Consider the following 24,113-nt stretch of genomic DNA (forward strand, 5'->3'; position numbering starts at 1 on the left):
GCGCCGTTTTGGCGACCAGCAGGCCACCGACTATCCTGATAGGCAATCGTCGCACGTTCGGCCCCACCGGCCACGCCCCGCGACATGCCCCATCAAGCCCGAACGAGGAGTAAGGCCCGACCATGGCCACACCCAAACGCAGGATGTCGCGCGCGAATACCCGAAGCCGGCGCTCGCAGTGGAAGGCCACGAAGACCGAACTCGTCGGCGTGAACGTCGCAGGCCAGAAGCACAAGGTGCCCCGCCGGCTACTCAAGGCGGCCCGCCTCGGCCTCATCGATCTCGACAAGCGCTAATCTCGGCAAATACCCGGCGCGCCTCTCAGCCCGCTCTCAGGCGCTAGGACGAAACTAGTGGCCGTGCGCATACTTGTCGTCGACGACGATCGCGCGGTGCGCGAGTCGCTGCGCAGGTCGCTTTCGTTCAATGGCTATTCGGTGGAGCTCGCCCACGACGGGGTCGAGGCCCTCGACATGATCGCCAGCGACCGGCCCGACGCCCTCGTCCTGGATGTGATGATGCCGCGTCTGGACGGCCTCGAGGTGTGCCGCCAGCTCCGCAGCACCGGAGACGACCTGCCGATCCTGGTGCTCACCGCCCGCGATTCGGTTTCCGAGCGGGTCGCGGGCCTGGATGCCGGCGCCGACGACTACCTGCCGAAGCCGTTCGCGCTCGAAGAGCTGCTGGCCCGCATGCGGGCGCTGCTGCGGCGCACCAAGCCCGACGACGCCGCCGAGTCGGTGGCCATGACGTTCTCCGACCTGAGCCTGGACCCGGTGACCCGCGAGGTCACCCGCGGGCAGCGCTGCATCAGCCTGACCCGCACCGAGTTCGCGTTGCTGGAAATGCTGATCGCCAACCCGCGCCGGGTGCTCACCCGCAGCCGCATCCTCGAGGAGGTCTGGGGATTCGACTTTCCCACCTCCGGCAACGCGCTCGAGGTCTACGTCGGCTACCTGCGCCGCAAAACCGAAGCCGACGGTGAGCCGCGGCTGATCCATACTGTCCGAGGGGTGGGATACGTCCTTCGGGAGACGCCACCGTGATGAGCCAGCACCAAGGATGATCCGGCTCCGTCGGCGCCGGCGCGCACCGCTGCGCCCCACCAGCTCCTTGTCGCTGCGGTGGCGGGTGATGCTGCTGGCGATGTCGATGGTCGCGATGGTCGTCGTGCTGATGTCCTTCGCCGTGTACGCCGTGGTCTCGGCCGCGCTCTACAACGACATCGACAACCAACTGCAGAGCCGGGCGCAGCTGCTGATCGCCAGCGGTTCTCTGGCGGCCGACCCGGGCAAGGCCATCGAGGGCACCGCGTATTCGGACGTCAACGCCATGCTGGTGAACCCGGGCCGCTCCATCTACACCGCCAACCAGCCGGGCCAGATCCTGCCCGTCGGAACCGCCGAGAAGGCCGTCATTAACGGCGAGCTGTTCATGTCCCGCCGCACCGCCTCGGACCAGCGAATCCTGGCCATCCACCTGCCCAACGGCAGTTCGCTGCTGATCTCCAAGAGCCTCAAGCCCACCGAGGCGGTCATGACCAAGCTGCGCTGGGTGCTGCTGATGGTCGGCGGCGTCGGCGTCGCGGTCGCGGCGGTGGCCGGGGGCATGGTCACCCGCGCCGGGCTGCGTCCGGTGGCCCGGCTGACCGAAGCCGCCGAGCGGGTGGCGCGCACCGACGACCTGCGGCCCATCCCGGTGTTCGGCAGCGACGAATTGGCAAGGCTCACAGAGGCTTTCAACTTGATGCTGCGGGCGCTGGCCGAATCGCGAGAGCGGCAGGCGCGGCTCGTCACCGACGCCGGCCACGAATTGCGCACCCCGCTGACCTCGCTGCGCACCAACGTCGAGCTGCTGATGGCCTCGATGGAACCGGGGGCGCCGCGGCTGCCCGAGCCGGAGATGGTCGACCTGCGCGCGGACGTGATCGCGCAGATCGAGGAATTGTCCACCCTGGTGGGCGATTTGGTGGACCTCACCCGCGACGACGCCAGCCAGGTGGTGCACGAGGTCGTCGACATGTCCGAGGTGATTGACCGCAGCCTCGAGCGAGTCAGGCGGCGGCGCAACGACATCCACTTCGACGTCGAGGCGATCGGCTGGCAGGTCTACGGCGACGCCGCCGGGCTCTCGCGCGCGGTGCTGAACCTGATGGACAACGCGGCCAAATGGAGCCCCTCCGGCGGGCGCGTCGGTGTCAGGCTGAGGCAACTCGACCCGACGCACGCCGAGCTGGTGGTCTCCGACCAGGGCCCGGGCATCCCGGTGCACGAGCGCCGCCTGGTGTTCGAGCGCTTCTACCGGTCGACGACGGCGCGGGCGATGCCAGGCTCGGGGCTGGGGCTGGCGATCGTCAAAAAGGTGGTGCAGAGCCACGGCGGGTTGCTCCGCGTCGAGGACACCGTGCCGGGAGGCCAACCCCCGGGCACGTCCATCTATGTGCTGCTTCCCGGCCGCCCGGTGCCGGTTTCGGGATACCCGCCGGCCGATGCCGACACTAGGATCCTTACTGCGGAAGCCGAGACAGAACCGGCCGTGCCGGTCGCGAGGAGGGCGGAGAACTCTCGGGATTCGGCGAACGTTATCTCAGTGGACTCTCAGTCCGCGCGGGCAAGGTAGTTCTGCGGCTAGGGTTGGAACCTAGCCACGTCGAGCCGACGAGCCCGAACGCCGATAACGCCGAGATAGAGGAAGAGCGACGTAGCGACATGACGAATGACCCGAGGTATTCGCCACCGCCGCAGCAGCCGGGATACCGTACGGGGCCTAATCAGCCTGTGCCCCCCGCGTATGCCCAGGGGCAGCAGCCGTACAACCAGCAGTTCGACTGGCGCTATCAGCCGTCCCAACCGGCCCAGCCGTCGCAGCCGACCGCGCAATACCGGCGGCCCTACGAGCCGTTCACCGGCACCGGGCCGGGCCGGGTTCCCGGCGGCACCGGGCCGGTTCCGCTCGCCGGGGGCACCGGGCCGGGCCCGATCCCCGGCGGCACCGGGGCGGGCTCCATTCCGCCGGGCACCGGTACCGGGCCGGTACACATGCTGCCGCCGATGCCCCCCGGGCCCCCGCCGGTTCCCCAGAAGCGTTCCCGCGCAGGGCTATTGACCGCGAGCGCGCTGGCGATCGCGGTGGTGTCGGCCGGTATCGGTGGTGCCGCGGCCACGGCCGTCGAGCTGAGCACGCACTCGGCGGGCAATAACGGAGGCAGGGTATTCGCGGGGGCGCCCAGTGTCCCGGCCGCGAACATGCCGCCGGGGACCGTCGAACAGGTCGCCGCCAAGGTGGTGCCCAGCGTCGTGATGTTGGAGACCGACATGGGTCGCCAGTCCGAGGAGGGCTCCGGCGTGGTGCTGTCGGCCGACGGGCTGATCCTGACCAACAACCACGTGGTCGCGGCCGCGGTCAAGCCGGGCGGTCCGGGTGGACCGCCGGGTGCGCCGCCGGGCGCTCCGCCACCGAAGACGACCGTGACCTTCTCCGACGGCCGCACCGCGCCGTTCTCGGTGGTCGGTGCCGACCCCACCAGCGACATCGCCGTGATCCGGGTGCAGGGCGTCTCGAACCTCACACCGATCACGATGGGTTCCTCGTCGGACCTGCGGGTGGGCCAGCCGGTGGTGGCGATCGGGTCACCGCTGGGGCTGTCGGGCACCGTGACCACAGGGATCATCAGCGCGATGAACCGGCCGGTGTCCACGACCGGTGAGTCGGGCAACCAGAACACCGTGCTCGACGCGATTCAGACCGACGCCGCGATCAACCCGGGTAACTCCGGGGGCGCGCTGGTGAACATGAGCGGGCAGCTGGTCGGCGTCAACTCGGCGATCGCCACCCTGGGCGCCGATTCGCCGGACTCCCAGAGCGGCTCGATCGGCCTCGGCTTCGCGATCCCGGTCGACCAGGCCAAGCGCATCGCCGACGAGTTGATCGCGACCGGCAAGGCGACGCACGCGTCGCTGGGTGTGCAGGTGACCAGCGACAAGGGCACCCCGGGGGCCAAGGTCGTCGACGTCATCGCGAACGGCGCGGCCGCGACCGCCGGAGTGCCCAAGGGCGTGGTGGTCACCAAGGTCGACGATCGCCCGATCAACAGCGCCGACGCGTTGGTCGCCGCCGTGCGCTCAAAAGCGCCGGGCGACAAGGTATCGCTGACGTTTCAGGATCCCGGCGGCGGCAGTCGCACCGTGCAGGTCACCCTGGGCAAGGCGGATCAGTAATGAGAGTCGATGAGCCCTCGGCGGCCGGCCTGTCGGAGCTCGGATATACCGTTGCACCCATGGAAGCGGGTGCGGAGTTGGTAGTGGGCCGGGCGCTGGTCGTGGTCGTCGACGATCGCACCGCCCACGGGGACGAGGAGGACCACAGCGGGCCGCTCGTCACCGAGCTGCTGACCGAGGCGGGCTTCGTCGTCGACGGCGTCGTGGCGGTCGCGGCCGACGAGGTCGAGATCCGCAACGCGCTGAACACCGCGGTGATCGGCGGCGTGGACCTGGTGGTCTCGGTCGGCGGGACGGGCGTCACCCCGCGGGATGTCACGCCCGAGGCCACCCGCGAGATCCTGGACCGGGAAATCCTGGGCATCGCCGAGGCCATCCGCGCCTCCGGGCTGTCCGCGGGCATCACCGACGCCGGGTTGTCCCGGGGTCTGGCCGGAGTGTCGGGGAGCACACTTGTGGTCAACCTCGCGGGTTCCCGCTACGCGGTGCGTGACGGGATGGCGACGCTGAATCCGCTCGCCGCCCAGATCATCGGCCAGCTGTCCAGCCTGGAGATCTAGGCGCGGGTCAGCGCGATTCGGCCTCCGCACGCGGGCCGTATTCCGGCGGCGGTGTCGTGGCGGCCGCGCCCCCGTGCCGACCGGACGACGAGTCCCCGTTGGTGGTCTGCGCCAGCAGGTCGCGGATCTCGGTGAGCAGGATGACCTGGGCGTCGTCCGCCTGCTCGACCTCGCCGCGCTTGAGCAGCGTGTTGTAGGGGAGCACGACGAAGAAGTACACGACGGCGGCGATCAGGACGAAGTTGATCGCGGCGGACAGCAGGATGTTCAGGTCGATCGTCTGCCCGCCGCCGATGCCGATCTTCAGGGCGCCGACGTTGGACTGCTGATTGACCCCGACCCGATTGATCAGCGGCGTGATGATGCTGTCCGTGAACTTGGTGACCAACCCAGTGAAGGCAGTACCGATGACGACCGCCACGGCGAGGTCGACGATATTGCCCCGCGAGAGAAACTCCTTGAACCCCTTGAGCATGAGGACGCCCTTTCTGGTCTGGACCGAGTTTGCTATCGGTCACGTGCCCAACAGCGGCCAGATACTCAATGCAGGGTGAGCGTTACCGTCTGACCTAGCGTCGAGCCTGCCACCGTGTTCGCCACGCGAGCCGGCAGCGCAACCAACATTACGCGGTCGGCGTCGGCGGCCTGGGACTTCGGCTTGGCCGACACGAGGACTACGACGGCGTCGGTGGCCACCACCCTGCTGGCGGGCGGACCGGCCGCGGGCGGGTCGGTGGCCGGGGCGGCCAGCACGTCCACGACGTCGCCGGCCCGGACCAGGTCGAGCAGGGCGCCGTCCGCGAGGTGCAGCGGCACGATGCGGGCGCCGGGCCCGGCCGTCAACTCGGCCAACCGGCTGCCCAGCAGCCGGACGTCGGTGAGCACCTCGCCGCGCCGGGTGGGGCCGGCCAGGGTCGACCCGACGACCGCGGCGAGGTCCGCCTTCGATCCGTCGGGAACCGTTGTGGCCAAACGCTTTTCGATCAGGACGTCATCGGTGGTCAATGCGGCGCCCGGCGCCAGGTCGCGCGCCGCCACCACCACCTCGGCGTAATCGCCGTCAGAATTTGATCGCAGCGTCGCGACGCCGGCCAGCACGACGAGCCCGCCGGCGGCCACCCGCCGGGCCAGCACGGTGCGCGTCCAGTCGGGGCGCAACGACGCCGACAGGCGCCTGAAAACGTTGGGGTTCAACGAGGATTCGCCCACGCCGCAACGGTAGGCGCGGCCGAGCGTCGACCGTTCCCGTCGGTGGTGGCGCTGTGGATAACCGGTTAGCTTGAGGCGCCCGCAGTGGCCGGGGCGGCGCTGCTGGACGACTTGTCGCTCGACGTGCTCTTGTCGGACCCGTTCTTCTCGCTCGAGCCCGAACTCGACGCCGCCTCGCCGGACCCGTTGGACGAGCTCGTCGACTTCTTGCGGTCCTCGCGGCTGTCGGTGCGGTAAAACCCGCTGCCCTTGAACACCACGCCGACGGAGTTGAACAACTTGCGCAGCCGACCCTGGCACTTCTCGCACGTGGTCAGCGCGTCGTCGGTGAAGGCCTGCACGACGTCGAAGCGGTCGTCGCACTGGGTGCACGCGTAGCTGTATGTCGGCACGAAAACCTCCGAATGATTACGGGCTTGAATTAGCACTCTATCGTGTCAAGTGCTAGAACCGCCACGTGATCGCGATCATTCCCGGTCGGGAAGCGCGATCAGGCCCCGCTCCGGTGTCAGCGCGTGGGTCATCGGCACGTCGTGCGGCTCGGCGGGCAGCTCGTCGACGAACTCGGCGTCGCGGACCACCGCGATCAGCCGCGCCTGCGGGTTTCGCAGGCCCAGCGAGCGGTCGTAAAAGCCGCGGCCCCGGCCCAGTCGCACGCCGCGACGGTCGACCGCCAGCGCCGGCACGATCACCAGGGCGGCCTCGGCCAGGGCCGACTCCGCCAGCAGCGGCCCGGCCGGCTCGAGCAGTCCCCACGGCCCGGGGACCAGCGCGCCCGGCCGGTATTCGCCCCACCGCAGCGGCGATGGTGCCTTGTCTGAGCCGGTGCGCGCGACCGGCAGCAGCACCCGCGCCGACCGGCGCAGCAACGCCTCGAGCAGCTCGGTCGACCCCGGCTCGGTGCCCACCGGCACGTACGCGCAGACCGTGGTCCCGCCCTCGACCACCGGCTCCAAGTGCTCGCGCAGCGCGCGCGCCTCGGCGGCGCGAACGTCGTCGGCAACGCAGCGCCGGGCCGCCAGCAGGCGTTCGCGCAGCGCGGCCTTGGTCGCGGTTGGCATGCCCTCAACCATGACAGGCCGGGGTTTCGCGCCGCCACATCGCGGCGGCGTGCCTCACGGGGGTTATGGTTTGAACAATGTCACACGCGGATGTTCCGATCCCCTTCACGGCGATCGTCCCTGCGGCCGGCCTGGGTACGCGATTTTTGCCTGCGACGAAGACGGTGCCCAAGGAGCTGCTGCCCGTCGTCGACACTCCCGGCATCGAGCTGGTCGCCGAGGAGGCGGCCGCGGCCGGGGCGGAACGCCTGGTGATCATCACCTCCGAGGGCAAGGACGGCGTCGTCGCGCACTTCGTCGAGGACCTGGTGCTGGAGGGGACCCTCGAGGCGCGCGGCAAGAAGGCCATGCTCGACAAGGTGCGCCGGGCGCCGCAGCTGATCAAGGTGGAGTCCGTGGTGCAGGCCGAGCCGCTCGGGCTGGGGCACGCCATCAGCTGCGTGGAGCCAAGGCTGGCGGCGGACGAGGACGCCGTCATGGTGCTGCTGCCCGACGACCTGGTGCTGCCGACCGGCGTCCTGGAGACGATGGCGAAGGTGCGCGCCGACCACGGCGGCACGGTCCTGTGCGCGATCGAGGTGACACCCGAAGAGATCAGCTCCTACGGCGTTTTCGACGTCGAACCCGTTGCGGGCGGCGACAATCCGGACGTGCTGCGGGTCAAGGGCATGGTCGAAAAGCCCAAGGCCTCCGACGCGCCGTCGATGTACGCGGCGGCGGGCCGGTACGTGCTCGACCGCGCCGTTTTCGACGCGGTGCACCGCATCGACCGCGGCGCGGGAAACGAAGTACAGCTCACCGACGCGATCGCGCTGCTGATCGAGGAGGGCCACCCGGTGCATGTCGTCGTGCATCGCGGATCCCGACACGACTTGGGAAATCCCGGCGGCTACCTGAAGGCTGCGGTTGACTTTGCATTGGATCGTGACGACTATGGCCCGGATTTGCGGCGATGGTTGGTGGCGCGGTTAGGCCTGACCGAGCAGTAGCCGGGCGCCCGCCAAAGGTCGCCGCCCGTTAGGGCATCGAGGTCTGAGAGGCGCGCTCGTGCGTTCTGTTGAGGAGCAGCAGGCCCGGATAACGGCCGCCGCGGTGGCCCCGCGGCCGATCCGGGTCGCCATTGCCGAGGCCCAGGGTTTGATGTGCGCCGAGGAAGTGGTGACCGAGCGGCCCATGCCCGGGTTCGATCAGGCCGCCATCGACGGTTACGCGGTGCGCAGCGTCGACGTGCTGGGGGTCGGTGAGGTGGGCGCCGAAAGCCTCGGCGGGCCGTCGGACGACGAGGACCTGCGCGACGGGCTGGTGTTGCCGGTGATGGGGACGATCGAGGCCGGCTCGCGCACGCCCAGCCGGCTGCAGCCGCGGCAGGCGGTCCGGGTGCAGACCGGGGCCCCGCTGCCCACCCTGGCCGACGCCGTCCTGCCGGTGCGATGGACCGACGGCGGGATGTCGCGCGTGCGCATCCTGCGTGGGGCCCCGTCGGGCGCCTACGTGCGCCGCGCCGGCGACGACGTCCAGCCCGGCGACGTCGCCGTGCGCTCCGGCACCATCGTCGGCGCCGCGCAGGTCGGTCTGCTGGCGGCGGTGGGACGGGAACGGGTGCTGGTGCATCCGCGTCCGCGCCTGTCGGTCATCGCGGTGGGTGGCGAGCTGGTCGACATCTCGCGCACCCCGGGCAATGGGCAGGTCTACGACGTCAACTCCTATGCGCTGGCGGCGGCGGGCCGCGACGCCGGCGCCGAGGTCAATCGCGTCGGCATCGTCAGCAACGACCCGAAAGAGCTGCGCGAGGTCGTCGAAGGCCAGCTCAACCGCTCCGAGGTCGTGGTGATCGCCGGCGCGGTCGGGGGCGCGGCCAACGAGTCGGTGCGGTCGGTGCTGTCCGAGCTCGGCGACATGGAAGTGGTCCGGGTGGCCATGCACCCGGGGTCCGTGCAGGGTTTCGGGCAGTTGGGCCGCGAAGGTGTTCCGACATTCCTGCTGCCGGCCAACCCCGTCAGCGCGCTGGTGGTCTTCGAAGTGATGGTCCGGCCGCTGATCCGGCTGTCGCTGGGCAAGCGCCAGCCGATGCGCCGCATCGTGCAGGCCCGTGCGCTGTCGCCGATCACTTCGGTCGCCGGGCGCAAGGGGTACCTTCGCGGGCAGTTGATGCGGGACCAGGACAGCGGTGAGTATTTGGTACAAGCACTGGGCGGGGCCCCGGGGTCGTCGTCGCACCTGTTGGCCACCCTCGCCGAGGCGAACTGTTTGGTCGTGGTTCCCAGCGGCGCCGAGCAGATCCGCACCGGCGAGATCGTCGACGTCGCGTTCCTGGCCCAGCGCGGCTAGGCGAAGCTACTGCACATGCTCGTGAACCTGTTGCGCGCGAATCCCCGTCACCCGGGTTGGCCCTCGGATGTGGGTCCGCTGCGGGTCCCGGGCGGTGTCGTCCGGTTGCGGGCGGTGCGCATGCGCGACGGCGCCCAGTGGAGCCGGATCCGGCTGGCCGACCGCGCGCATCTGGAGCCGTGGGAGCCCAGCACGGATGGCGATTGGACGATCCGGCACACGGTCGCGGCGTGGCCGGCATTGTGTTCCGGGCTGCGCGCCGAGGCGCGCAAGGGCCGCATGCTGCCCTACGTGATCGAGCTCGACGGGCGTTTCTGCGGGCAGCTGACCATCGGCAACGTGACCCACGGGGCGTTGCGGTCGGCGTGGATCGGCTACTGGGTGCCCAGGTCGGCGACCGGCGGCGGGGTGGCGACGGCGGCGTTGGCGCTGGGCCTGGATCACTGCTTCGGCCCGGTCATGCTGCATCGCGTGGAGGCGACCGTGCGTCCGGAGAACGCCGCGAGCCGTGCCGTGCTGGCAAAGGTGGGGTTCCGCGAGGAGGGGCTGCTGCGCCGCTACCTCGAGGTGGACCGGGCCTGGCGCGACCACCTGCTGATGGCCATCACGGTCGAAGAGGTGCAGGGCTCGGTCGCGGCGACCCTGGTCCGCGCCGGTCACGCGAGCTGGGCGTGAACTGTGGCTATCGCGACACGAGTGACATGTGGTGCTTGTGAGAGGCAAATTACAGGTGTGTAATTGTGCTGGTCACCTCGGCCCAGCCGCATCGGCCACAGACGAGCCTCGCGGGGGTCGGGTCCAGTAAGGAGCAAGTCATCATGCCAAGCATCCCGCAGTCGCTGTTGTGGATCTCGCTCGTGGTGCTCTGGCTGTTCGTCCTTGTTCCGATGCTGATCAGCAAACGCGACGCCGTGCGTCGCACGAGCGACGTCGCCCTGGCGACCCGGGTGCTCAACGGGGCCGGCTCCCGGCTGCTCCGGCGCAGTGGGCCCGCCGCGGGCCATCGCAGCGACCCCGACTGGAAGCAGGAGGACGCGGTCGACGACGAGCTCGCCGAGCCCGAGCACGACGAAGACGACGCCGAAACCGAGGAGGTGGCACGTCCCGTCGTCGTGCGGGCCGCGGCCACCGAAGCGGCCGAGCCCGACTACCTGGACGTCGACGTCATCGAGGATGCCGGGGCGCTGCCGGCGGGGGCCGCGGCGGACGAGGCCGCCGGGGACGTCGAGGACGCCGAGGACGCCGACGAGACCGAGCCCGTCGCCGAGCACACCGAGACCGACGAGGACCTGGACGACCGGTACGAATACGTCGAGGACTCTTCGGGTTTGGAGCCCGAGGCGGACCGCGAGGAGGACGAGGATCCGCGGGCGTACGTCGCGGCGGGCGCCTCGCGGCGCCGCCGGTTCGACCCCAAGGCCGCGGCCGCGGTCAGCGCGCGCAAGTACGCCTTCCGCAAGCGGGTCCTGATGGTGATGGCCCTCGTGCTGACCGGCTCGGCCACCGCCGCGTTCGAGGTGACGCCGACGGCCTGGTGGGTGTGCGGAAGCGCGACCGCGGTGACGCTGCTGTACCTCGCCTACCTGCGTCGGCAGACCCGGATCGAGGAGCGGGTGCGTCGCCGCCGGATGCAGCGGATGGCGCGGGCACGGCTTGGCGTGGAGAACACCTACGACCGCGAATACGACGTGGTGCCCTCGCGGCTGCGGCGGCCCGGCGCGGTGGTGCTCGAGATCGACGACGAGGACCCGATCTTCGAGCACTTGGACTACGCGATGCCGATGCGGACCTTCGGGTGGCCCAGGGACCTGCCGCGCGCGGTCGGCGAGTAGCGCCGGCAGTTCGGCGGTTCGCCGCGCGGCTGGTAGCCTGCTAGCGGTCAGGGGCTATGGCGCAGTTGGTAGCGCGACTCGTTCGCATCGAGTAGGTCAGGGGTTCGAATCCCCTTAGCTCCACCAGGTTTGACCACCGGTTTTGTCATTCAATGGGCGTCACCCGGCGGGTCCGGTCCGCAGCGGGTGCGCAGGGAGGGGTTGAAGAGGATGGCTGTTGATTCGGACAGGATCCGCGAATGGCGCGAGACTGCCCAAAAGTATGCCGACATGACTGTCGCCGTCGCCCAGGCGTTGCCCGAGGAACCGACGGAACGCGATTACTCGAGGGTCGCGATGCTCGCGTCGATATCTTCGATGTATTACGCCACGGCGTTAGACGCCGATCACTTCGTTGACGCGCCGACCGACGGCGGAGCAAAAGCCTAGCTTCACCACATTTGGGCAGGTCGGCGCGATTTCGGGCCGCGCTGCACAGCCCCAATTTCCGCTGCGGGCAGGCTTTGGGGAGCTGTCCGACTGGAGACGCGGTAGTAGCGTTGTCACCAGCTCGGAAAGGGGATCGCGATGCGTGTCGATACAGATCCCCCGTACTGCGGACGGGCAGTGCGGTGCAGCTGCGCTACATAAGCGTGCCGGCCCTGATCGCCGAGGCCGGGGGAGATCCGTGGTTGGTAAATCAAAGCCTCCAGGTCGGTCGCCCGGCGCAGATCTCCGAGTTGGCGGAGGCGTTTCACACAGCGGGTCGGTGCACCGCTGAGTCCGACGCTTCGTTCGCCGAAGCGCGCCGCCGCTTCGACGCGGCCTGGAACCACCAGAACGGCGACCACCCGATCAACGACTCCGCCGAGGTGCAGCGGGTGACCGCGGCGCTGGGCGCGCAGTCGTTGCAGCTGCCCAAGATCGGCGCCGACTTGGAAAACATCGCCGCCGCGTTGGCCGAGGCGCAGCGAAGCGGCGCGGCGCTGATCTCGACGCTGGAGGGGCAGCTGCAGCAGCTCGACGACGAGATCGGCCAGGCGGTGGAGGCGGAGAAAGACATCCACCTCACCGCGGGTGAGAGAAAGCTCTTGGAGCTGCACATCGCCGACCTCGAAAACGAAGCCATCGCCGACACCAAATCCGCTCTGGCACAGATTGATTCGGTACGCGACGGCTATTCGAACTACCTGCAAGCGGCGATGGGGACCCTGCGCGCCGACGGCTACGAGCCCGACGTTCTCCAGGCGGTGGACGCCAAACCCGAGATTCCGCCGCCGGGAACGAGTCCGGAGGACGTGAACCGGTGGTGGACGTCGTTGACGCCGGGGGAGCGCCAGCAGCTCATCGCCGAGCACCCGGATCAGGTCGGCAACCTCAACGGTGTCCCGGTGCTCGCGCGCAGCGACGCCAACATCGCGGTGATGACGGCCGATCTCAACCGAATTCGCGACATCGCCGGCCGCTACGGCGTCTCCCCGGACGACGTGCTGCGCGATCCGGCGAAGTACGGCCTGTCGGCCGCCGACGTCACCCGCTACCAGAACGCCGATCAGACCCAGCAGGGGCTGGATCGCGACGCCGACCATGGCCACAACCCGGTGTTTCTATTCGCTTACGACCCAATGGCTTTCGGCGGCAAGGGGCGGGCGGCAATCGCGATCGGCAACCCCGACCTGGCGAAGAACACCGCGGTGATCGTCCCGGGCACCAGCAGCAGCGTGAAGGGCGGCTGGCTGCACGACGGCCACAACGATGCGCTCAACCTGTACGGCCAGGCCAACGCCGCCGACCCGAGAAACCCCACCGCGGTGATCGCGTGGATGGGATACGACGCCCCCAACGACTTCAAGGACGTCCAGCGGATTTCCACCCCGGCGCTGGCGCGGACCGGCGGTCAGGCGCTGGCGCAAGACGTCAACGGTTTGTGGGCCACGCACCTCGGGGCCGGCCAGCATGTCACCGTGCTAGGCCACTCGTACGGCTCGACCACGGTGGCCGACGCTTTCGCGTTGGGCCACATGCACGCCAACGACGCGGTGCTCATCGGTTGCCCGGGCACCGACCTCGCACCCAACGCCGCGAGCTTCCATCTCGACGGCGGGCACGTGTATGTGGGGGACGCGTCGACGGATCCGGTCGGCATGCTCGGGGAGCTGAATGGCTTGAGCCACTACGTGAACCGGGACAACATCGGCGGTCAGTTGCTCGGCTTGACCCCCGGCCTGGGCGCCGACCCCGCGGCCGACGGATTCGGGTCGGTGCGTTTCCGGGCCGAGGTGCCTGGCTCCGATGGCGTTAACCCGCACGATCATTCGTACTACTACCACCCCGGAAGCGAGGCGCTACACAGCATGGCCGACATCACGTCGGGCCACGGTGACGCGCTGGAATCCGACGGCCTGACGGCCCAACACCGTTACCAACCGGGAAAGGTCACCATCCCGGGCCTGGGTCCGGTCGGACCGGGCATAGGCGGGCTCGTCATCGACCCCGAGTGGGGCCGCGCGTCGGGATCTGTTACCGATGATCATGTCTTCGATGACCAACACCATCACTGAGCGGCAACGCATTTGGCCCCGGCAAGCACGGCTTGCCGCGTTAGTCGTCGCCGTCATGTTGCTAGGAGGGTGTTCGCTGGTGTTTCCGAAACCGCATTCCTCGGGCTCTTCCAACCCCTTTGACGATTCCGCCCACCCGTTGACGGACGATCAGACCAAGGCCCAGGTGATCGAGCCGGCCAAGGAGATCGTCGCCGCCGCGGGCCTGCAGGGCGTCGACGGCGGGTTTTCGTTCGCTTCCTGCAATGACCAAGGAGATCCGCCGTATCAGGGCAGGGTGACGATCGGGTTCCTGTTGCAGGGCGACCCGGATGCCTACTTCCAGCACATCCGTGCCGCGATGGCCGCGCACGGCTGGAGCGAGGGCGCTCCGCCGGGACAGCACTACCACGGCACCACCCTGAACAAGAACGGTGTGACCGCGAACATGAGCTTGTTGCCCTCGGACCACAGCCGCGGGCAAATCATCCTCTACGGCGAGTGCCGGGACACCACCGACCACCACCACGACCCGGGTGCCGGACTCGATATCACGAGCCAGTTGACCGCCCGCTGAGCGCAGCTTCCTGGGTTATCGGGCTAGCTGGACTTCTTGCCGCCCTTGCGCCCTGCGGCCTTTTTCTGGGACTGGTTACCACCGCTCCCGCTACCGCTGCTACGGCTGCTTTGGCTGCTGCCCGAACTCTTGCCGCCCCTGCTCGAGGACCCGGGCGAATTCGATATCGCCGCCGCCCTGGACTTGCTCATCCCTTTTTTGCGCAGACCCTCGTACTGCTTGTCGTTCTTGACGCTCGACCCATGATCTTTCGCCACTTTGGTCTCCTTTGCACCGTGCAAGCCGAATACCCACTTTTCGACCCCGGATCCGCGCGAGGGGCTGCGATCAGCCACCGCGTTGCCGACGCGCGATTTGGGTACTGATCCAGTTGTCTACCCGGCAACGAGCGAGAGGACCCGATGGCGCCCCGCGATCCCGATGCGACCGAAGCGCTGCTGAAAGAACTTCTGTGGACCTACGGGCCGTGCGGCCAGGAGGACGAGGTCCGAGCCGTCTGCGCCCGCGAGCTGGAACCCGTCGTCGACGACATGTGGACCGACGACGCCGGCAACCTGGTCGGCTACATCGCCGCGGGAGGTCCGCCCGACGACACCGCCCACCGGTCGGCCGCAATCGCCGGACCCAGCACCGCGACACGCGTCATGGCGCACATGGACGAACTGTCCATGCTGGTCAAGCGCCTCGAGCCGGACGGCTCGCTGCACGTGACGCAACTGGGCACCATGTATCCCGGGAACTTCGGACTCGGCCCGGTCGCCGTCCTCGGCGAGCACGAGACGCTCACCGCGGTGCTGACGCTCGGCTCCGAGCACACCACCAAGGAGAGCCCGCGGATCTGGCAGACCAAACCGGATGCGGGTGATCAGGCCCTGGACTGGGAGCACGTCTACGTCTTCACCGGCCGCACCGAAAAGGAGCTCGCCGACGCGGGCGTGCGGCCCGGCACGCGGGTGTGCGTCGAGCGGAGCAAGCGGACGCTCGTCGAGATCGCGGACTATGTCGGCTGCTACTTTCTCGACGACCGAGCCGCGGTGACCGCGCTGCTGCGCGCGGCGCAATTGCTGCGCGAGCGCGGACAACGGCCCGCCGACGACGTCTACCTGGTGTTCACGACCAACGAGGAGATCGGCGGGGTGGGCGGCGCCTACGCCAGCGCCTCACTGCCGGGCACGCTCACCCTCGCCCTCGAGGTCGGACCCACCGAGCGGGAGTACGGCACCACCGTCACCGGCGGTCCGATCATCGGCTACAGCGATGCCCTCTGCGTCTACGACAAGGACGTCGCCGACCGGCTGATGGCCATCGCCGCCGACCGGGGGCTGGAGCCGCAGGCCGCGGTGCTGGGCGCGTTCGAGTCCGACGCTTCCCATTCCAAGGCCAACGGGCTGTCGCCGCGGGCGGCCCTGCTGTGCCTGCCGACGCTGAGCACGCACGGATATGAGGTCACCTCTCGAGGCGCCATCGACGCGATGGCCGACATCGTCGCGGACTTCGTGCTGCAGCCCGACGGCCGCGCCTGACCTCCTCGGCGCCGCCCGAAAGTCGGAGACCAAAAGTTGAGTGAATCCTTTGCGGCCTAATCCAATGGTATGTAAACTCCCCAATCAAGTGCATCGCCGGTATACGCCGACGGCCCGCACCAGGGGGTGACGCGCAGCACTTCATTTAGAGATTGGCGGCCCGAAGATGACCAGCGTTTCATCCTTAGACTCAGTCCAGACGTCCCTCTCTCGACGTCCTCGCTCTCGCCCGAAATCGAGCCCTGCGGCCCCGACGGTCAGCCTGGTCATTCCGGTTCGGAATGAGGCGCGCAACATCGGCTGGGTGCTCGAGCAACTCGCCGACGAGGCGACCGAGATCATCATCGTCGACGGCGATTCGACCGACGTCACGCTCATCACCGCGCGCCGATCCCGGCCCGACATCCGGGTCGTGCCGCAGCAGGGTCCGGGCAAAGGCAGCGCGTTGCGAACGGGGTTCCTGGCCGCCACCGGTGACATCATCGTGATGATGGACGCGGACGGCAGCATGTCGCCCAGCGAGATCCCGCACTACGTGCATTTCATTGCGAACGGCTACGACTTCGTCAAAGGGTCGCGGTTCATCAGCGGCGGATCGTCGTTGGACATCACGTGGTTCCGCCGGTTCGGCAACTGGTTCTTGCTCTCGGTGTTCAACTCGCTGTACCACGGCAACTTGACCGACCTCTGCTACGGGTTCGTCGCTTTCGACCGCCGCTATCTCGATCACCTCCACCTCTCGGCGACCGGCTTCGAAATCGAGGCCGAGATGACGGTGCGGGCCATGCAGGCGGGGTTGCGAATTGCGGAGGTTCCCAGCGTGGAACTGCCCCGTCGCAGCGGAGCATCGAACCTGCATGCCATCCGCGATGGCATCCGCGTCCTGCGGACGGTGCTGCGCCACCACCGCTCGGGTGTATCTGGGCACCTCTACCAGGCGGCGCGACAGGCTGCAGGGCGACCGGCTGTCGGTATGTCAGCCGAAGTGACGGCGTGACTGGCAATGCCCGCCCGCCCGACCGGCTGATTGATGTCAACGACCTGCCGATCGGTTTCATTGACGTCGCGCTGAGCATGCCGCCGGCCGAGCTGGTCGGCGAAACGGTCGTGGTCCTGCTGCGTCCCGAGAAGGGACCCCCGACGGCGGTATTGAAGGTGGCGCGTGGCCAGCTCAGAGCCGCGAAATTGCGCACGCAGCGGCGGGTGCTCGCCGAACTCGCTGTCCACCAAGGACTTAACGACGAATGGCGCAAACTGCTGCCGCGGATCCTGGCATTCGACGAGCGCGCTAATGCGGCCGTGTCCGTCGAGTCCTATCGCCGTGGAACAGACCTGGCCGAGGTTCTGGCGCGCCGCCCGAACCGTGTCGAGGAGCTGACAGCGGCGGCGCTGAGAGCCATCGCGCCCCTGCACCGCGGAACCGCGACGCCCGCCGTCGTCGACAACTTCTGCCTATTGCGGCGATGGGTCGTCGAACCGCTCGCGACCCTGACGGACGCGTGCCGGCGGCTGGATCCCCATCGGGTTCCCGACATGAACCGGCTTGGCACCGTGCTACGGCAAGCCCTCGTCGGCTGGCGCACGCCGGTGAGTTGGACGCACGGCGACTACACGCCCACCAACGTCCGGGTCGGCGGCATTCGCGGCCCGGTTACCGGCATCGTGGATTGGGGTGGGGCGCGGCCGGGCCAGCCGGCCTTCGTCGACGAGTACCTGATGATCCTCACGGCCAGCTCGCTGGTGGAGCGAACCGATCTGGGCACGGTCGTCGCTGACCGGCTGAGAGCGGGCGGTCTCTCGGTTCGCGAGCGTTCGGCGCTGCGTGCCGCGCACGACGAAGCGGAAGCGGACATCGAGAGCGATGAGCGCATCGACGAGCGCGTTGCCATCGTGTTGACCTGGCTGCGCCATGCTGCCGGCTCGTGGCGCAAGCGTGAAACTCCGCCAGACCACCACACCTGGTGGGCCACCGGCGTGGCTCCGGTTCTCGACGCCGTCGCCGCGTGGCTCGAATTCGATGTTCCGAGCGTGGTTTCCCGCGCGGGCCGAGGCGCGGCGAGCGTCGTACCGATGACAAAGCCAACGCGCGTCGGTGACGCCCCGCAGGCCCGGAGGAACCGGACCGATGGCTGACCATGCAATACGGAGAACGAACGCCTAGAGATCGTGCACCCGCCCGCCGGGGCACGCCGATCATGTTCGACGCTCGGTGTTCAGCCGCTCGGGAGGTCGTGGAGGATGAGCCGAGTGTCGCCGGCCGGCTTGTCTGGCTCTGCGCCCGGCTTACCATCCGGCCGGCTCTGACCGTTGGAAGCCACCTGGCGAACGCGCCGTGGCCGTGGGGTCTCGTCGATTTCGCCGCCCGGGCTATGGCACCCGTGCCGGGCAGCGTTCGCCAGACGATTCGGTTACCGCATTGCACCGCGCGATTGGTCCGCGCTGCCGGCGTGCTGCCTGCCGACGGCAGCCGGCGCGTCGTGTTGTACATGCACGGCGGCGGCTTCTTGACCTGCGGCGCCAACACGCATGACCGGCTCGTCACCGCACTGTCGAAGTACGCCGACGCCCCGGTCCTGGTGATGAACTACCGGATGATGCCCAAGCACTCGATCGGTGCGGCGTTCGATGATTGCGACGACGGGTACCGGTGGCTGCGCACGCGAGGTTATGGGCCCGACCAGATCGTCTTGGCCGGCGACTCCGTTGGCGGCTACCTGTCACTGGCGCTGGCCGAACGGCTGCATGCCGAGGGCGAGGACGTCGCGGCCATCGTCTGCATGTCGCCTTTGCTGCGGATCGCGACGCGTGATGGACCGGTGCGACCCAACGTCAGTCGCGATGCGATGTTCTCCGCCAAAGCGTTTGACGCATTCCGCCACTTGATCGCCAAAACGGATCAGCGTCGCGTCAGGGACGGGCGCTCCGAGGAAATCTTCGAGCCCCTCGACCACATCGAGGCCGGTCTGCCCCGAACATTGATTCACGTATCCGGTTGCGAGGTCCTGCTCGACGACGCTCGCGTGGCCGCGCAGCGGCTCGCCGAGGCCGGAGTGCCGGTGCAGCTGCGCGTGTGGCCCGGCCAGATGCATGTCTTCCAGATCGCAGCGCCGATGGTCCCGGAGGCCGATCGTTCTTTGCGCCAGATCGGGAATTACATCCGCGAGGCGACCGACACCCGGCGCACCGAGCGGCCGCGATCGACAGTCGTGGGCTAGTCGCCGGCGTGCGCCGCGGCGGTCACGGGGACCTCAAATGAGAGCGGTTCCGCGCAAACCTTTCTCACGGCGAGTGCGTGGCGTCGCTCCATGAACTTCTTGAAGTAGTCGATTCGATCGGGGTTGGTGAAGCTGGGCAGTGCCAGTATCCACGCCTTCTTGAAGTTATCGAGGTAGTCCTCGGGCTGGTCCGGATTGCTGATTCGGCGGACGCCCACCCACAGTGCGATCAGCATTTTGGCGATGTCCGCGGGATCCTGCTGGTGGTTGACGTCACCCTCCCTGGCTGCTTTCTCGATCAGGGTGATGACGAAGTCTTTCCTCGATTTCCACAGCGCGCGGGGCTCTGGGGTCGTGTTTTCCAGCGCGTCGAGCAGCCGCATGCCCGCTCGGGAGAGGTCGTACTGGGTGTCCTGAACGGCACGGAGGAAAACGAATTCGATGAGGGTCTCCAGGCCCGACATGTTGCGCTCGAGCAACTCGGCGACGGCCGAACGGGTCAGCTGGGTGAGTTCGTCGATGATCGTCAGCGCCAGCGCCTGCTTCGAGGAGAAGTGAAAATACATCGCCCCCTTGGTCAGCTCGGCCTCCGCGAGGATGTCGTCGAGGCTGACGAGGTTGTACGGAAGCTGGGCGAACTGGCGTGCGGCGGCGGCGATGAGGCGATCGCGGGTGTTGTCGGGTCGCCGTTCGCTGTCCTCAGTCATCGCCCCGCCTGTTCTCTTTGCGCCCGCCGCGCAGCGCGGGCACCCTCTCAGCCCGAGAAAATAACACCGCCGCGTCGATGCCTTCGATGATAGGCCCCGCCGACAGGCAGTGTCTGTAGGCCTGCCCGGCGTGGTGGCCCTCAATTCATCCCGCGGCCGGTCCTGACCTTACACCCTGCGTTTACCGCGGCTTCTCCCGAAGTTACGCCCGCTACGGGCCACGGATGGTTGCTGGAAGGTCCCCGGACCCCGGACGCCAGAGGCGTTCGTCGGCCCCGGTGGACACTCGAAACCCAGGTCGTCGTCCGCTGCCGGACGCGAACGGCGGCGGGGCGGGTAGCAGGCGGGATGGCGTCGAGTGGTCGTGAGAGCGGCTGCGGCAGAGGGCCTTTCACGCAAGCGCTTGGCGCCGCTCGATGAACTTGGTGAAGTAGTCGATCCGATCGGGATTGGCGAAGCTGGGCAGTGCCAGCGTCCATATTCTTTGCAGGGTGTCGAGGTAGTCCGCGGGCTTGTCGAGATTGCTGGTTCGGCGGATACCCACCCACAGTGCCACCAACATTTTGGCGATGTCTTCGGGATCGTGCTCGGCGATAACGTCGCCCTCGGCGGCCGCCTTTTGGATCAGGCTGGTGACGAACTCGATCCATGACTGCCACACCGTCGGGGGCAGGGAGGTCGGGTTGTCCAGCGTGTCGAGCAGTCGGACGCCGGCGCGCGCCACGTCGTCCTGGGTGTCTTGAGCGGCACGGGCGAAGACGAACTCGATCAGGGTTTCCAGGCCCGACATGTTGCGGTCAAGCAACTCGGCGATCGACGAACGGCTCAGCTCGGTGAGATCGTCGATGATCGTCAGAGCCAGCGCCTGCTTCGAGGGGAAGTGAAAATACATTGCCCCTTTGGTCAGTTCGGCTTCCGCCAGGATGTCGTCGAGGCTCACGACGCTGTACGGGCGGTGGGCGAACTGGCGTGAGGCGGCGGCAATGATTCGCTGACGCGTCACGTCGGCTCGCCGTTCGCCGTCCTCATTCATTGCCCCGCCTTGTCTTGTCGCGGTTGCCGCGAGAAAAACCGTCGCGGCGCGGCCAGGCAGTTCCGCGACCGAGTCAGTCCCTTCGGGGAGGGGGGCGGTGGCGCGCCCGGTGCGTGCACCCCCCTGGAGCGGCGTTGTGTTCGTCGAAAGTCTTCCGTTGGTCTGGCCTGGTCTGATCTGGAGCTGACGTGCTGACTTTAATTCACACTTTACTTCGCGGGAAGACTCAAAGTGTGATAATTTGGCCGCTACCATGCCAAAGAGTATGAAAATTGGCTGGTCAGGTGCATCGGCGGTATCTGTACACGATTGCGCCTCAGGCGTCGCGGTGACACGCCCGCCCCAGGTCGGCTTTCTTCCGTGAGGAGGACATATGTCGGTCGTGACCAGACAACCGGATGTGGCGACGCGCTTGCCATCGAAGTCGAACGCGCCCCCGCCCACCGCGGTCTTACCCGACCCACCGCGCGACGCCCCTGGCATGGACGCCAGCGCGGCGGTCGAGCGGCGGCGCAATGGAGGGCCCGAGGACTCGCCGATGGATATCTTGAGCCGGTTGCCCGCCGTGGTGGTGTTGGAGCGGCTCCCGGTTCCTTCGCTCGCGATGGCGCGGGACGGCATCATCTTGTTCGCCAACAGGGCGTTCGCCGAGATGGTGGGTTACGAGCTGGAAGCGTTGGCGGGCTCGGTGTTTCCCGAGATGTTCCACACCGTGCCGGCGACCTTGTGCGCGGTTGCCGGCGTCGACGCAGTCGCGAATCTGATCGTCGAGCTGCGGCATTGTGAGGGTTGGACGGTGCGGGCCAGGATGAGCCAGACGGCGATGCTGCGCCAGGCCGACCCGGTCGTGCTGGTGACGTTCGACAATTTGACGGAGCGGCTGTGGATGGACGAGCGATGAGTCGCCGCCCTGGATATCCCGGCGTGCCGATTCGCTCCCAGGCATCTGCGCCGTCGCCGACAGCGACCTGGGTGTTCTAGACCGGCGCTGCGTTTCCACAAGCGCGGGTGACGCGCTTGGCGCTGCCGTGCCCCGGCTTCATGCCGTGACACCGGCCTCGGCCGCGGCTCGATGGGCGGTCTGTCTGAAGTCTCCTTGCGGCGAGCCCGCGACCTGCAAGTACTACAAGTTGACCAATTCCCTTACTAATGCTTCGATTAGTATGTATTCTGCTGAATGAAGTGCATTGCCGGTATCCACGGTCGCACCAGGCCCCGCGTAACGGCGTCCGGCCGATGGCCCGACCTGCTTCCGCTAGGAGGAGCACATGTCGTTTGTGACCACGCTGCCGGCGATGTTGTCGTCCGCAGCCGACGAACTGCAAAACATCGGCGCCGCCGTGACCGCCGGAGACGCGGCCGCGGCTGCCCCGACCACCGGGGTGGTTCCCGCGGCGGCCGACGAGGTGTCGGCGCTGACGGCGGCGCACTTCACCGCGCACGGCGTCCTGTACCAGGAGGTCAGCGCCCAGGCCGCCGCGATTCGTGAGCTGTTCGTCAGCACCTTGGCGACCAGCGCCGGTTCTTACGCGGCCACCGAGGCCGCGAACGCGGCCGCGGTCCTCTGAGCTTCGCAGCGGGGTCACCATGGACTACGGGGCGCTACCGCCGGAGATCAACTCCGGGCGGATGTATGCCGGTCCGGGCGCGGGGTCGATGCTGGCCGCCGCAGCCGCCTGGAACGGGTTGGCCGCCGATTTGCGTTCCGGGGCGGCCGGTTACGACGCCGTGATCTCGGCGCTCACCGGTGGACCGTGGCTCGGTCCGTCGGCGATGGCGATGGCGGCCGCGGCCGCGCCCTACGTGGCGTGGATGAGCGCGACCGCCGCGGAGGCCGAGCTCGCGGCCACTCAGGCTCAAGCGGCGGCGGCCGCCTATGCGGCGGCCTTCGCGGCGACGGTGCCGCCGCCGGAGATCGCGGCCAACCGCGCACTCCTGATGATGCTGATCGCGACCAACTTTTTCGGTCAGAACACACCGGCGATCGCGGCCACCGAGGCCCAGTACGTGGAAATGTGGGCACAGGACGCCGCGGCGATGTACGGCTATGCCGCGAGTTCGGCGGCGGCCACAGCGCCGGTGACTCCGTTCACTCCGGCGCCGCAGACCACCAACCTGGCCGGCTTGGCCGCGCAGGGGGGCGCGAGCGCCCAGTCGGCCGGCTCGGCGATTGGCGGCGCACAGCAGACCCTGTCCCAATTGACGTCGGCGATCACCGGGGCGCTGAACAGCCTCGCGTCACCCTTGTCCTCCGCACTGGGCGGAACTTCTTCGTCGGGCGCTGCCGTGGGCCCCTTCGGGAGCATCTTGTCCGACTCCTCGCTCGGAGGCATCGCGACCGGCCTGATCACCTCGTACGGCGCGATGCCAGGGTGGATGGGCTTGTCGGTGATGTCGACGATGTTGGGCACCGTTTTCGGTCCCCTCATCGGTGGCCCGATGAACATCGGCTTCGCATCCGCAGCCGCGGCCAACACGGCCGGCGCGGCGGGCGCGGCGGGTGCGGCGGCGGGGGCGCTGGGGCCGATCGGCGCAGGCTTAGGCGGTATCCCTGGCTTGGGCGGCTTCGCGGGCCTGGGTGCGGCGACTTCCGTCGGCGGATTGGCGGTGCCGCAAAGTTGGGGCCTCGCGGCAGCGGGCGCTTCGCCGGGGATGCTCGGGACGCTGCCGATGGCTTCTCCGGCGGCGCTGCCGTTGGCGGGCGACGAAGTTGCCGCCGGACTGGGTTTCCCGGTGCCGCTCGGCGGGGTCGGCGGGCTCGGCCGAGCCGCGGCCGCGGGTGCCGGAGCCGGCGCGGCCATCGCGGCGGCCAAGTACGCACCGCGCCTCAGGTTCGTGTCGCGTCCACCAGCCGCCGGGTACTCGGACGACGGGGAAACCCCGGCGGCCCCACCGGCGGCGGCGAAATACCCTGTGCCCGCGTCGTTTCCGACGAATGGCCATGCGCCCCCCGGGTATCAGGCGGCGGTCATATACGTGCCGACCAACGGAAACTCGTCGGCCAACGTGTGACAGCAGCACAAATCAATTGACTCGAGGTGTGCTGGCTCGCCGCACAAGCGAACCAGCCACCGACAGAACCCATCCAAGTGAGGTAAGGAGCCAAAAATGGCAACACGATTCATGACCGACCCGCACGAAATGCGGGCGATGGCGGGCCGGTTCGAGGTCCACGCGCAGACCGTTGAGGACGAGGCCCGCAAGATGTGGGCGTCGTCGCTCAACATCGCCGGTGCCGGCTGGAGTGGCCAGGCGCAGGCGACCTCCTACGACACCATGGGTCAGATGAATCAGGCCTTCCGCAACATCGTGAACATGCTGCACGGTGTGCG

General features: G+C 68.4%; 27 protein-coding genes and 1 tRNA gene. 21 read left to right on the forward strand and 7 right to left on the reverse strand.

All coding sequences use genetic code 11. From position 1 onward, the window contains the following. Nucleotides 1-122 precede the first annotated feature (122 nt). The 5 genes from rpmF to A5712_RS10585 all read left to right on the forward strand — a co-directional run bounded on the left by rpmF (nucleotide 123) and on the right by A5712_RS10585 (nucleotide 4,777). On the forward strand, nucleotides 123-296 hold the full coding sequence (gene rpmF / locus A5712_RS10565) for a 50S ribosomal protein L32 (RefSeq protein ID WP_066942127.1): 174 nt from the start codon (nucleotides 123-125) through the stop codon (nucleotides 294-296). Nucleotides 297-359: 63 nt separating this feature from the next. Continuing rightward, nucleotides 360-1,046, forward strand: coding sequence for a two-component system response regulator MprA (mprA, locus tag A5712_RS10570; protein ID WP_067013606.1), 687 nt, complete (start codon nucleotides 360-362; stop codon nucleotides 1,044-1,046). A 16-nt stretch (nucleotides 1,047-1,062) separates the two neighbouring features. Next, the gene (locus tag A5712_RS10575) at nucleotides 1,063-2,619 is read left to right on the forward strand and encodes a HAMP domain-containing sensor histidine kinase (RefSeq protein WP_068104216.1); all 1,557 of its coding nucleotides are present in this window, start codon (nucleotides 1,063-1,065) and stop codon (nucleotides 2,617-2,619) included. Nucleotides 2,620-2,708: 89 nt separating this feature from the next. After that, nucleotides 2,709-4,217 carry a S1C family serine protease gene (locus A5712_RS10580; RefSeq protein ID WP_068104218.1) on the forward strand — a complete coding sequence of 503 codons (1,509 nt, stop codon included), beginning with the start codon at nucleotides 2,709-2,711 and terminating at the stop codon, nucleotides 4,215-4,217. After that, on the forward strand, nucleotides 4,217-4,777 hold the full coding sequence (locus A5712_RS10585; RefSeq protein WP_068104220.1) for a molybdenum cofactor biosynthesis protein B: 561 nt from the start codon (nucleotides 4,217-4,219) through the stop codon (nucleotides 4,775-4,777). Before A5712_RS10580 ends, A5712_RS10585 begins: the two co-directional genes overlap by 1 nt. A gap of 7 nt (nucleotides 4,778-4,784) precedes the next feature. Here the strand turns inward: A5712_RS10585 and mscL are convergent, their stop codons facing one another. From mscL to A5712_RS10605, 4 genes are all read right to left on the reverse strand, one after another. After that, nucleotides 4,785-5,252 carry a large-conductance mechanosensitive channel protein MscL gene (gene mscL / locus A5712_RS10590; RefSeq protein ID WP_068104222.1) on the reverse strand — a complete coding sequence of 156 codons (468 nt, stop codon included), beginning with the start codon at nucleotides 5,250-5,252 and terminating at the stop codon, nucleotides 4,785-4,787. A gap of 65 nt (nucleotides 5,253-5,317) precedes the next feature. Beyond that, a complete protein-coding gene (locus A5712_RS10595) occupies nucleotides 5,318-5,986 on the reverse strand; it encodes an SAF domain-containing protein (RefSeq protein WP_068104224.1) in 669 nt (222 codons plus the stop codon). A gap of 65 nt (nucleotides 5,987-6,051) precedes the next feature. Continuing rightward, nucleotides 6,052-6,378, reverse strand: a complete 327-nt coding sequence (locus tag A5712_RS10600) for an FmdB family zinc ribbon protein (protein ID WP_068104226.1) — start codon at nucleotides 6,376-6,378, stop codon at nucleotides 6,052-6,054. A gap of 75 nt (nucleotides 6,379-6,453) precedes the next feature. Next, entirely contained in the window at nucleotides 6,454-7,047 is a 594-nt protein-coding gene (locus tag A5712_RS10605) for a 5-formyltetrahydrofolate cyclo-ligase (protein ID WP_068104229.1), read from the reverse strand. Nucleotides 7,048-7,124: 77 nt separating this feature from the next. Here A5712_RS10605 and A5712_RS10610 point away from each other — a divergent pair, with 77 nt between their 5' ends. The 8 genes from A5712_RS10610 to A5712_RS10645 all read left to right on the forward strand — a co-directional run bounded on the left by A5712_RS10610 (nucleotide 7,125) and on the right by A5712_RS10645 (nucleotide 14,303). Then, the gene (locus tag A5712_RS10610; protein WP_068104231.1) at nucleotides 7,125-8,036 is read left to right on the forward strand and encodes a UTP--glucose-1-phosphate uridylyltransferase; all 912 of its coding nucleotides are present in this window, start codon (nucleotides 7,125-7,127) and stop codon (nucleotides 8,034-8,036) included. A gap of 58 nt (nucleotides 8,037-8,094) precedes the next feature. After that, entirely contained in the window at nucleotides 8,095-9,375 is a 1,281-nt protein-coding gene (gene glp, locus A5712_RS10615) for a gephyrin-like molybdotransferase Glp (protein WP_068104233.1), read from the forward strand. Nucleotides 9,376-9,396: 21 nt separating this feature from the next. Then, complete coding sequence (locus tag A5712_RS10620; RefSeq protein ID WP_082973385.1) at nucleotides 9,397-10,050, forward strand: GNAT family N-acetyltransferase; 654 nt, start codon at nucleotides 9,397-9,399, stop codon at nucleotides 10,048-10,050. A gap of 143 nt (nucleotides 10,051-10,193) precedes the next feature. Then, the gene (gene glpR, locus A5712_RS10625; RefSeq protein ID WP_068104284.1) at nucleotides 10,194-11,207 is read left to right on the forward strand and encodes a gephyrin-like molybdotransferase receptor GlpR; all 1,014 of its coding nucleotides are present in this window, start codon (nucleotides 10,194-10,196) and stop codon (nucleotides 11,205-11,207) included. 50 nt (nucleotides 11,208-11,257) lie between these two features. Further along, nucleotides 11,258-11,333: transfer RNA gene (locus A5712_RS10630), tRNA-Ala, on the forward strand. A 144-nt stretch (nucleotides 11,334-11,477) separates the two neighbouring features. Beyond that, nucleotides 11,478-11,636, forward strand: a complete 159-nt coding sequence (locus A5712_RS10635; RefSeq protein WP_156766506.1) for a hypothetical protein — start codon at nucleotides 11,478-11,480, stop codon at nucleotides 11,634-11,636. 182 nt (nucleotides 11,637-11,818) lie between these two features. Further along, a complete protein-coding gene (locus A5712_RS10640) occupies nucleotides 11,819-13,747 on the forward strand; it encodes an alpha/beta hydrolase (protein ID WP_068104239.1) in 1,929 nt (642 codons plus the stop codon). Continuing rightward, nucleotides 13,728-14,303, forward strand: a complete 576-nt coding sequence (locus tag A5712_RS10645) for a hypothetical protein (protein WP_068104240.1) — start codon at nucleotides 13,728-13,730, stop codon at nucleotides 14,301-14,303. Before A5712_RS10640 ends, A5712_RS10645 begins: the two co-directional genes overlap by 20 nt. Nucleotides 14,304-14,326: 23 nt before the next feature. Here the strand turns inward: A5712_RS10645 and A5712_RS30180 are convergent, their stop codons facing one another. Next, a complete protein-coding gene (locus tag A5712_RS30180; protein WP_082930074.1) occupies nucleotides 14,327-14,560 on the reverse strand; it encodes a hypothetical protein in 234 nt (77 codons plus the stop codon). A 144-nt stretch (nucleotides 14,561-14,704) separates the two neighbouring features. Here A5712_RS30180 and A5712_RS10655 point away from each other — a divergent pair, with 144 nt between their 5' ends. The 4 genes from A5712_RS10655 (at nucleotide 14,705) to A5712_RS10670 (ending at nucleotide 19,041) form a co-directional block, all read left to right on the forward strand. Continuing rightward, on the forward strand, nucleotides 14,705-15,826 hold the full coding sequence (locus A5712_RS10655) for a M42 family metallopeptidase (RefSeq protein ID WP_068104245.1): 1,122 nt from the start codon (nucleotides 14,705-14,707) through the stop codon (nucleotides 15,824-15,826). Between the two features lie 166 nt (nucleotides 15,827-15,992). Further along, complete coding sequence (locus A5712_RS10660) at nucleotides 15,993-16,823, forward strand: glycosyltransferase family 2 protein (RefSeq protein ID WP_068104247.1); 831 nt, start codon at nucleotides 15,993-15,995, stop codon at nucleotides 16,821-16,823. 77 nt (nucleotides 16,824-16,900) lie between these two features. Next, nucleotides 16,901-17,959, forward strand: coding sequence for an aminoglycoside phosphotransferase family protein (locus tag A5712_RS10665; protein ID WP_156766507.1), 1,059 nt, complete (start codon nucleotides 16,901-16,903; stop codon nucleotides 17,957-17,959). Nucleotides 17,960-18,021: 62 nt separating this feature from the next. Further along, nucleotides 18,022-19,041 carry an alpha/beta hydrolase gene (locus A5712_RS10670; RefSeq protein WP_304528664.1) on the forward strand — a complete coding sequence of 340 codons (1,020 nt, stop codon included), beginning with the start codon at nucleotides 18,022-18,024 and terminating at the stop codon, nucleotides 19,039-19,041. On the opposite strand, the gene A5712_RS10675 is transcribed toward A5712_RS10670, so the two are convergent. Further along, complete coding sequence (locus tag A5712_RS10675; protein ID WP_068104253.1) at nucleotides 19,038-19,748, reverse strand: TetR/AcrR family transcriptional regulator; 711 nt, start codon at nucleotides 19,746-19,748, stop codon at nucleotides 19,038-19,040. The genes A5712_RS10670 and A5712_RS10675 overlap by 4 nt on opposite strands. A 391-nt stretch (nucleotides 19,749-20,139) precedes the next feature. Then, nucleotides 20,140-21,036, reverse strand: a complete 897-nt coding sequence (locus A5712_RS10680; RefSeq protein WP_231982091.1) for a TetR/AcrR family transcriptional regulator — start codon at nucleotides 21,034-21,036, stop codon at nucleotides 20,140-20,142. A gap of 118 nt (nucleotides 21,037-21,154) precedes the next feature. On the opposite strand from A5712_RS10680, the gene A5712_RS10685 reads away from it, so the two are divergent. The 4 genes from A5712_RS10685 to A5712_RS10700 all read left to right on the forward strand — a co-directional run. Continuing rightward, the gene (locus tag A5712_RS10685) at nucleotides 21,155-21,682 is read left to right on the forward strand and encodes a PAS domain-containing protein (protein ID WP_369830381.1); all 528 of its coding nucleotides are present in this window, start codon (nucleotides 21,155-21,157) and stop codon (nucleotides 21,680-21,682) included. A 367-nt stretch (nucleotides 21,683-22,049) separates the two neighbouring features. Continuing rightward, nucleotides 22,050-22,349: a PE family protein gene (locus A5712_RS10690; protein ID WP_068104258.1), complete on the forward strand. Its 300-nt coding sequence runs from the start codon at nucleotides 22,050-22,052 to the stop codon at nucleotides 22,347-22,349. A 19-nt stretch (nucleotides 22,350-22,368) separates the two neighbouring features. Then, the gene (locus A5712_RS10695; RefSeq protein WP_068104260.1) at nucleotides 22,369-23,793 is read left to right on the forward strand and encodes a PPE family protein; all 1,425 of its coding nucleotides are present in this window, start codon (nucleotides 22,369-22,371) and stop codon (nucleotides 23,791-23,793) included. Between the two features lie 96 nt (nucleotides 23,794-23,889). Further along, the coding region (locus A5712_RS10700) for a WXG100 family type VII secretion target (RefSeq protein ID WP_068104262.1) at nucleotides 23,890-24,113 on the forward strand (224 nt) is incomplete at its 3' end.

It is taken from the genome of Mycobacterium sp. E2327, assembly GCF_001672675.1.
Lineage (GTDB): Bacteria > Actinomycetota > Actinomycetes > Mycobacteriales > Mycobacteriaceae > Mycobacterium.

Coding starts and splice junctions, on each gene's coding strand:
- A5712_RS10635 (WP_156766506.1), top strand. CDS start 11,478: ATGACTGTCGCCGTCGCCCAGGCGTTGCCCGAGGAACCGACGGAACGC.
- glpR (WP_068104284.1), top strand. CDS start 10,194: ATGCCAAGCATCCCGCAGTCGCTGTTGTGGATCTCGCTCGTGGTGCTC.
- A5712_RS10670 (WP_304528664.1), top strand. CDS start 18,022: ATGTTCGACGCTCGGTGTTCAGCCGCTCGGGAGGTCGTGGAGGATGAG.
- A5712_RS10675 (WP_068104253.1), bottom strand. CDS start 19,748: ATGACTGAGGACAGCGAACGGCGACCCGACAACACCCGCGATCGCCTC.
- A5712_RS10645 (WP_068104240.1), top strand. CDS start 13,728: ATGACCAACACCATCACTGAGCGGCAACGCATTTGGCCCCGGCAAGCA.
- A5712_RS10610 (WP_068104231.1), top strand. CDS start 7,125: ATGTCACACGCGGATGTTCCGATCCCCTTCACGGCGATCGTCCCTGCG.
- A5712_RS10585 (WP_068104220.1), top strand. CDS start 4,217: ATGAGAGTCGATGAGCCCTCGGCGGCCGGCCTGTCGGAGCTCGGATAT.
- mscL (WP_068104222.1), bottom strand. CDS start 5,252: ATGCTCAAGGGGTTCAAGGAGTTTCTCTCGCGGGGCAATATCGTCGAC.
- A5712_RS10685 (WP_369830381.1), top strand. CDS start 21,155: ATGTCGGTCGTGACCAGACAACCGGATGTGGCGACGCGCTTGCCATCG.
- A5712_RS10680 (WP_231982091.1), bottom strand. CDS start 21,036: ATGGTAGCGGCCAAATTATCACACTTTGAGTCTTCCCGCGAAGTAAAG.
- A5712_RS10690 (WP_068104258.1), top strand. CDS start 22,050: ATGTCGTTTGTGACCACGCTGCCGGCGATGTTGTCGTCCGCAGCCGAC.
- A5712_RS10575 (WP_068104216.1), top strand. CDS start 1,063: ATGATCCGGCTCCGTCGGCGCCGGCGCGCACCGCTGCGCCCCACCAGC.
- A5712_RS10665 (WP_156766507.1), top strand. CDS start 16,901: ATGCCGCCGGCCGAGCTGGTCGGCGAAACGGTCGTGGTCCTGCTGCGT.
- A5712_RS10695 (WP_068104260.1), top strand. CDS start 22,369: ATGGACTACGGGGCGCTACCGCCGGAGATCAACTCCGGGCGGATGTAT.
- A5712_RS10605 (WP_068104229.1), bottom strand. CDS start 7,047: ATGCCAACCGCGACCAAGGCCGCGCTGCGCGAACGCCTGCTGGCGGCC.
- rpmF (WP_066942127.1), top strand. CDS start 123: ATGGCCACACCCAAACGCAGGATGTCGCGCGCGAATACCCGAAGCCGG.
- A5712_RS10655 (WP_068104245.1), top strand. CDS start 14,705: ATGGCGCCCCGCGATCCCGATGCGACCGAAGCGCTGCTGAAAGAACTT.
- A5712_RS10580 (WP_068104218.1), top strand. CDS start 2,709: ATGACGAATGACCCGAGGTATTCGCCACCGCCGCAGCAGCCGGGATAC.
- A5712_RS10660 (WP_068104247.1), top strand. CDS start 15,993: ATGACCAGCGTTTCATCCTTAGACTCAGTCCAGACGTCCCTCTCTCGA.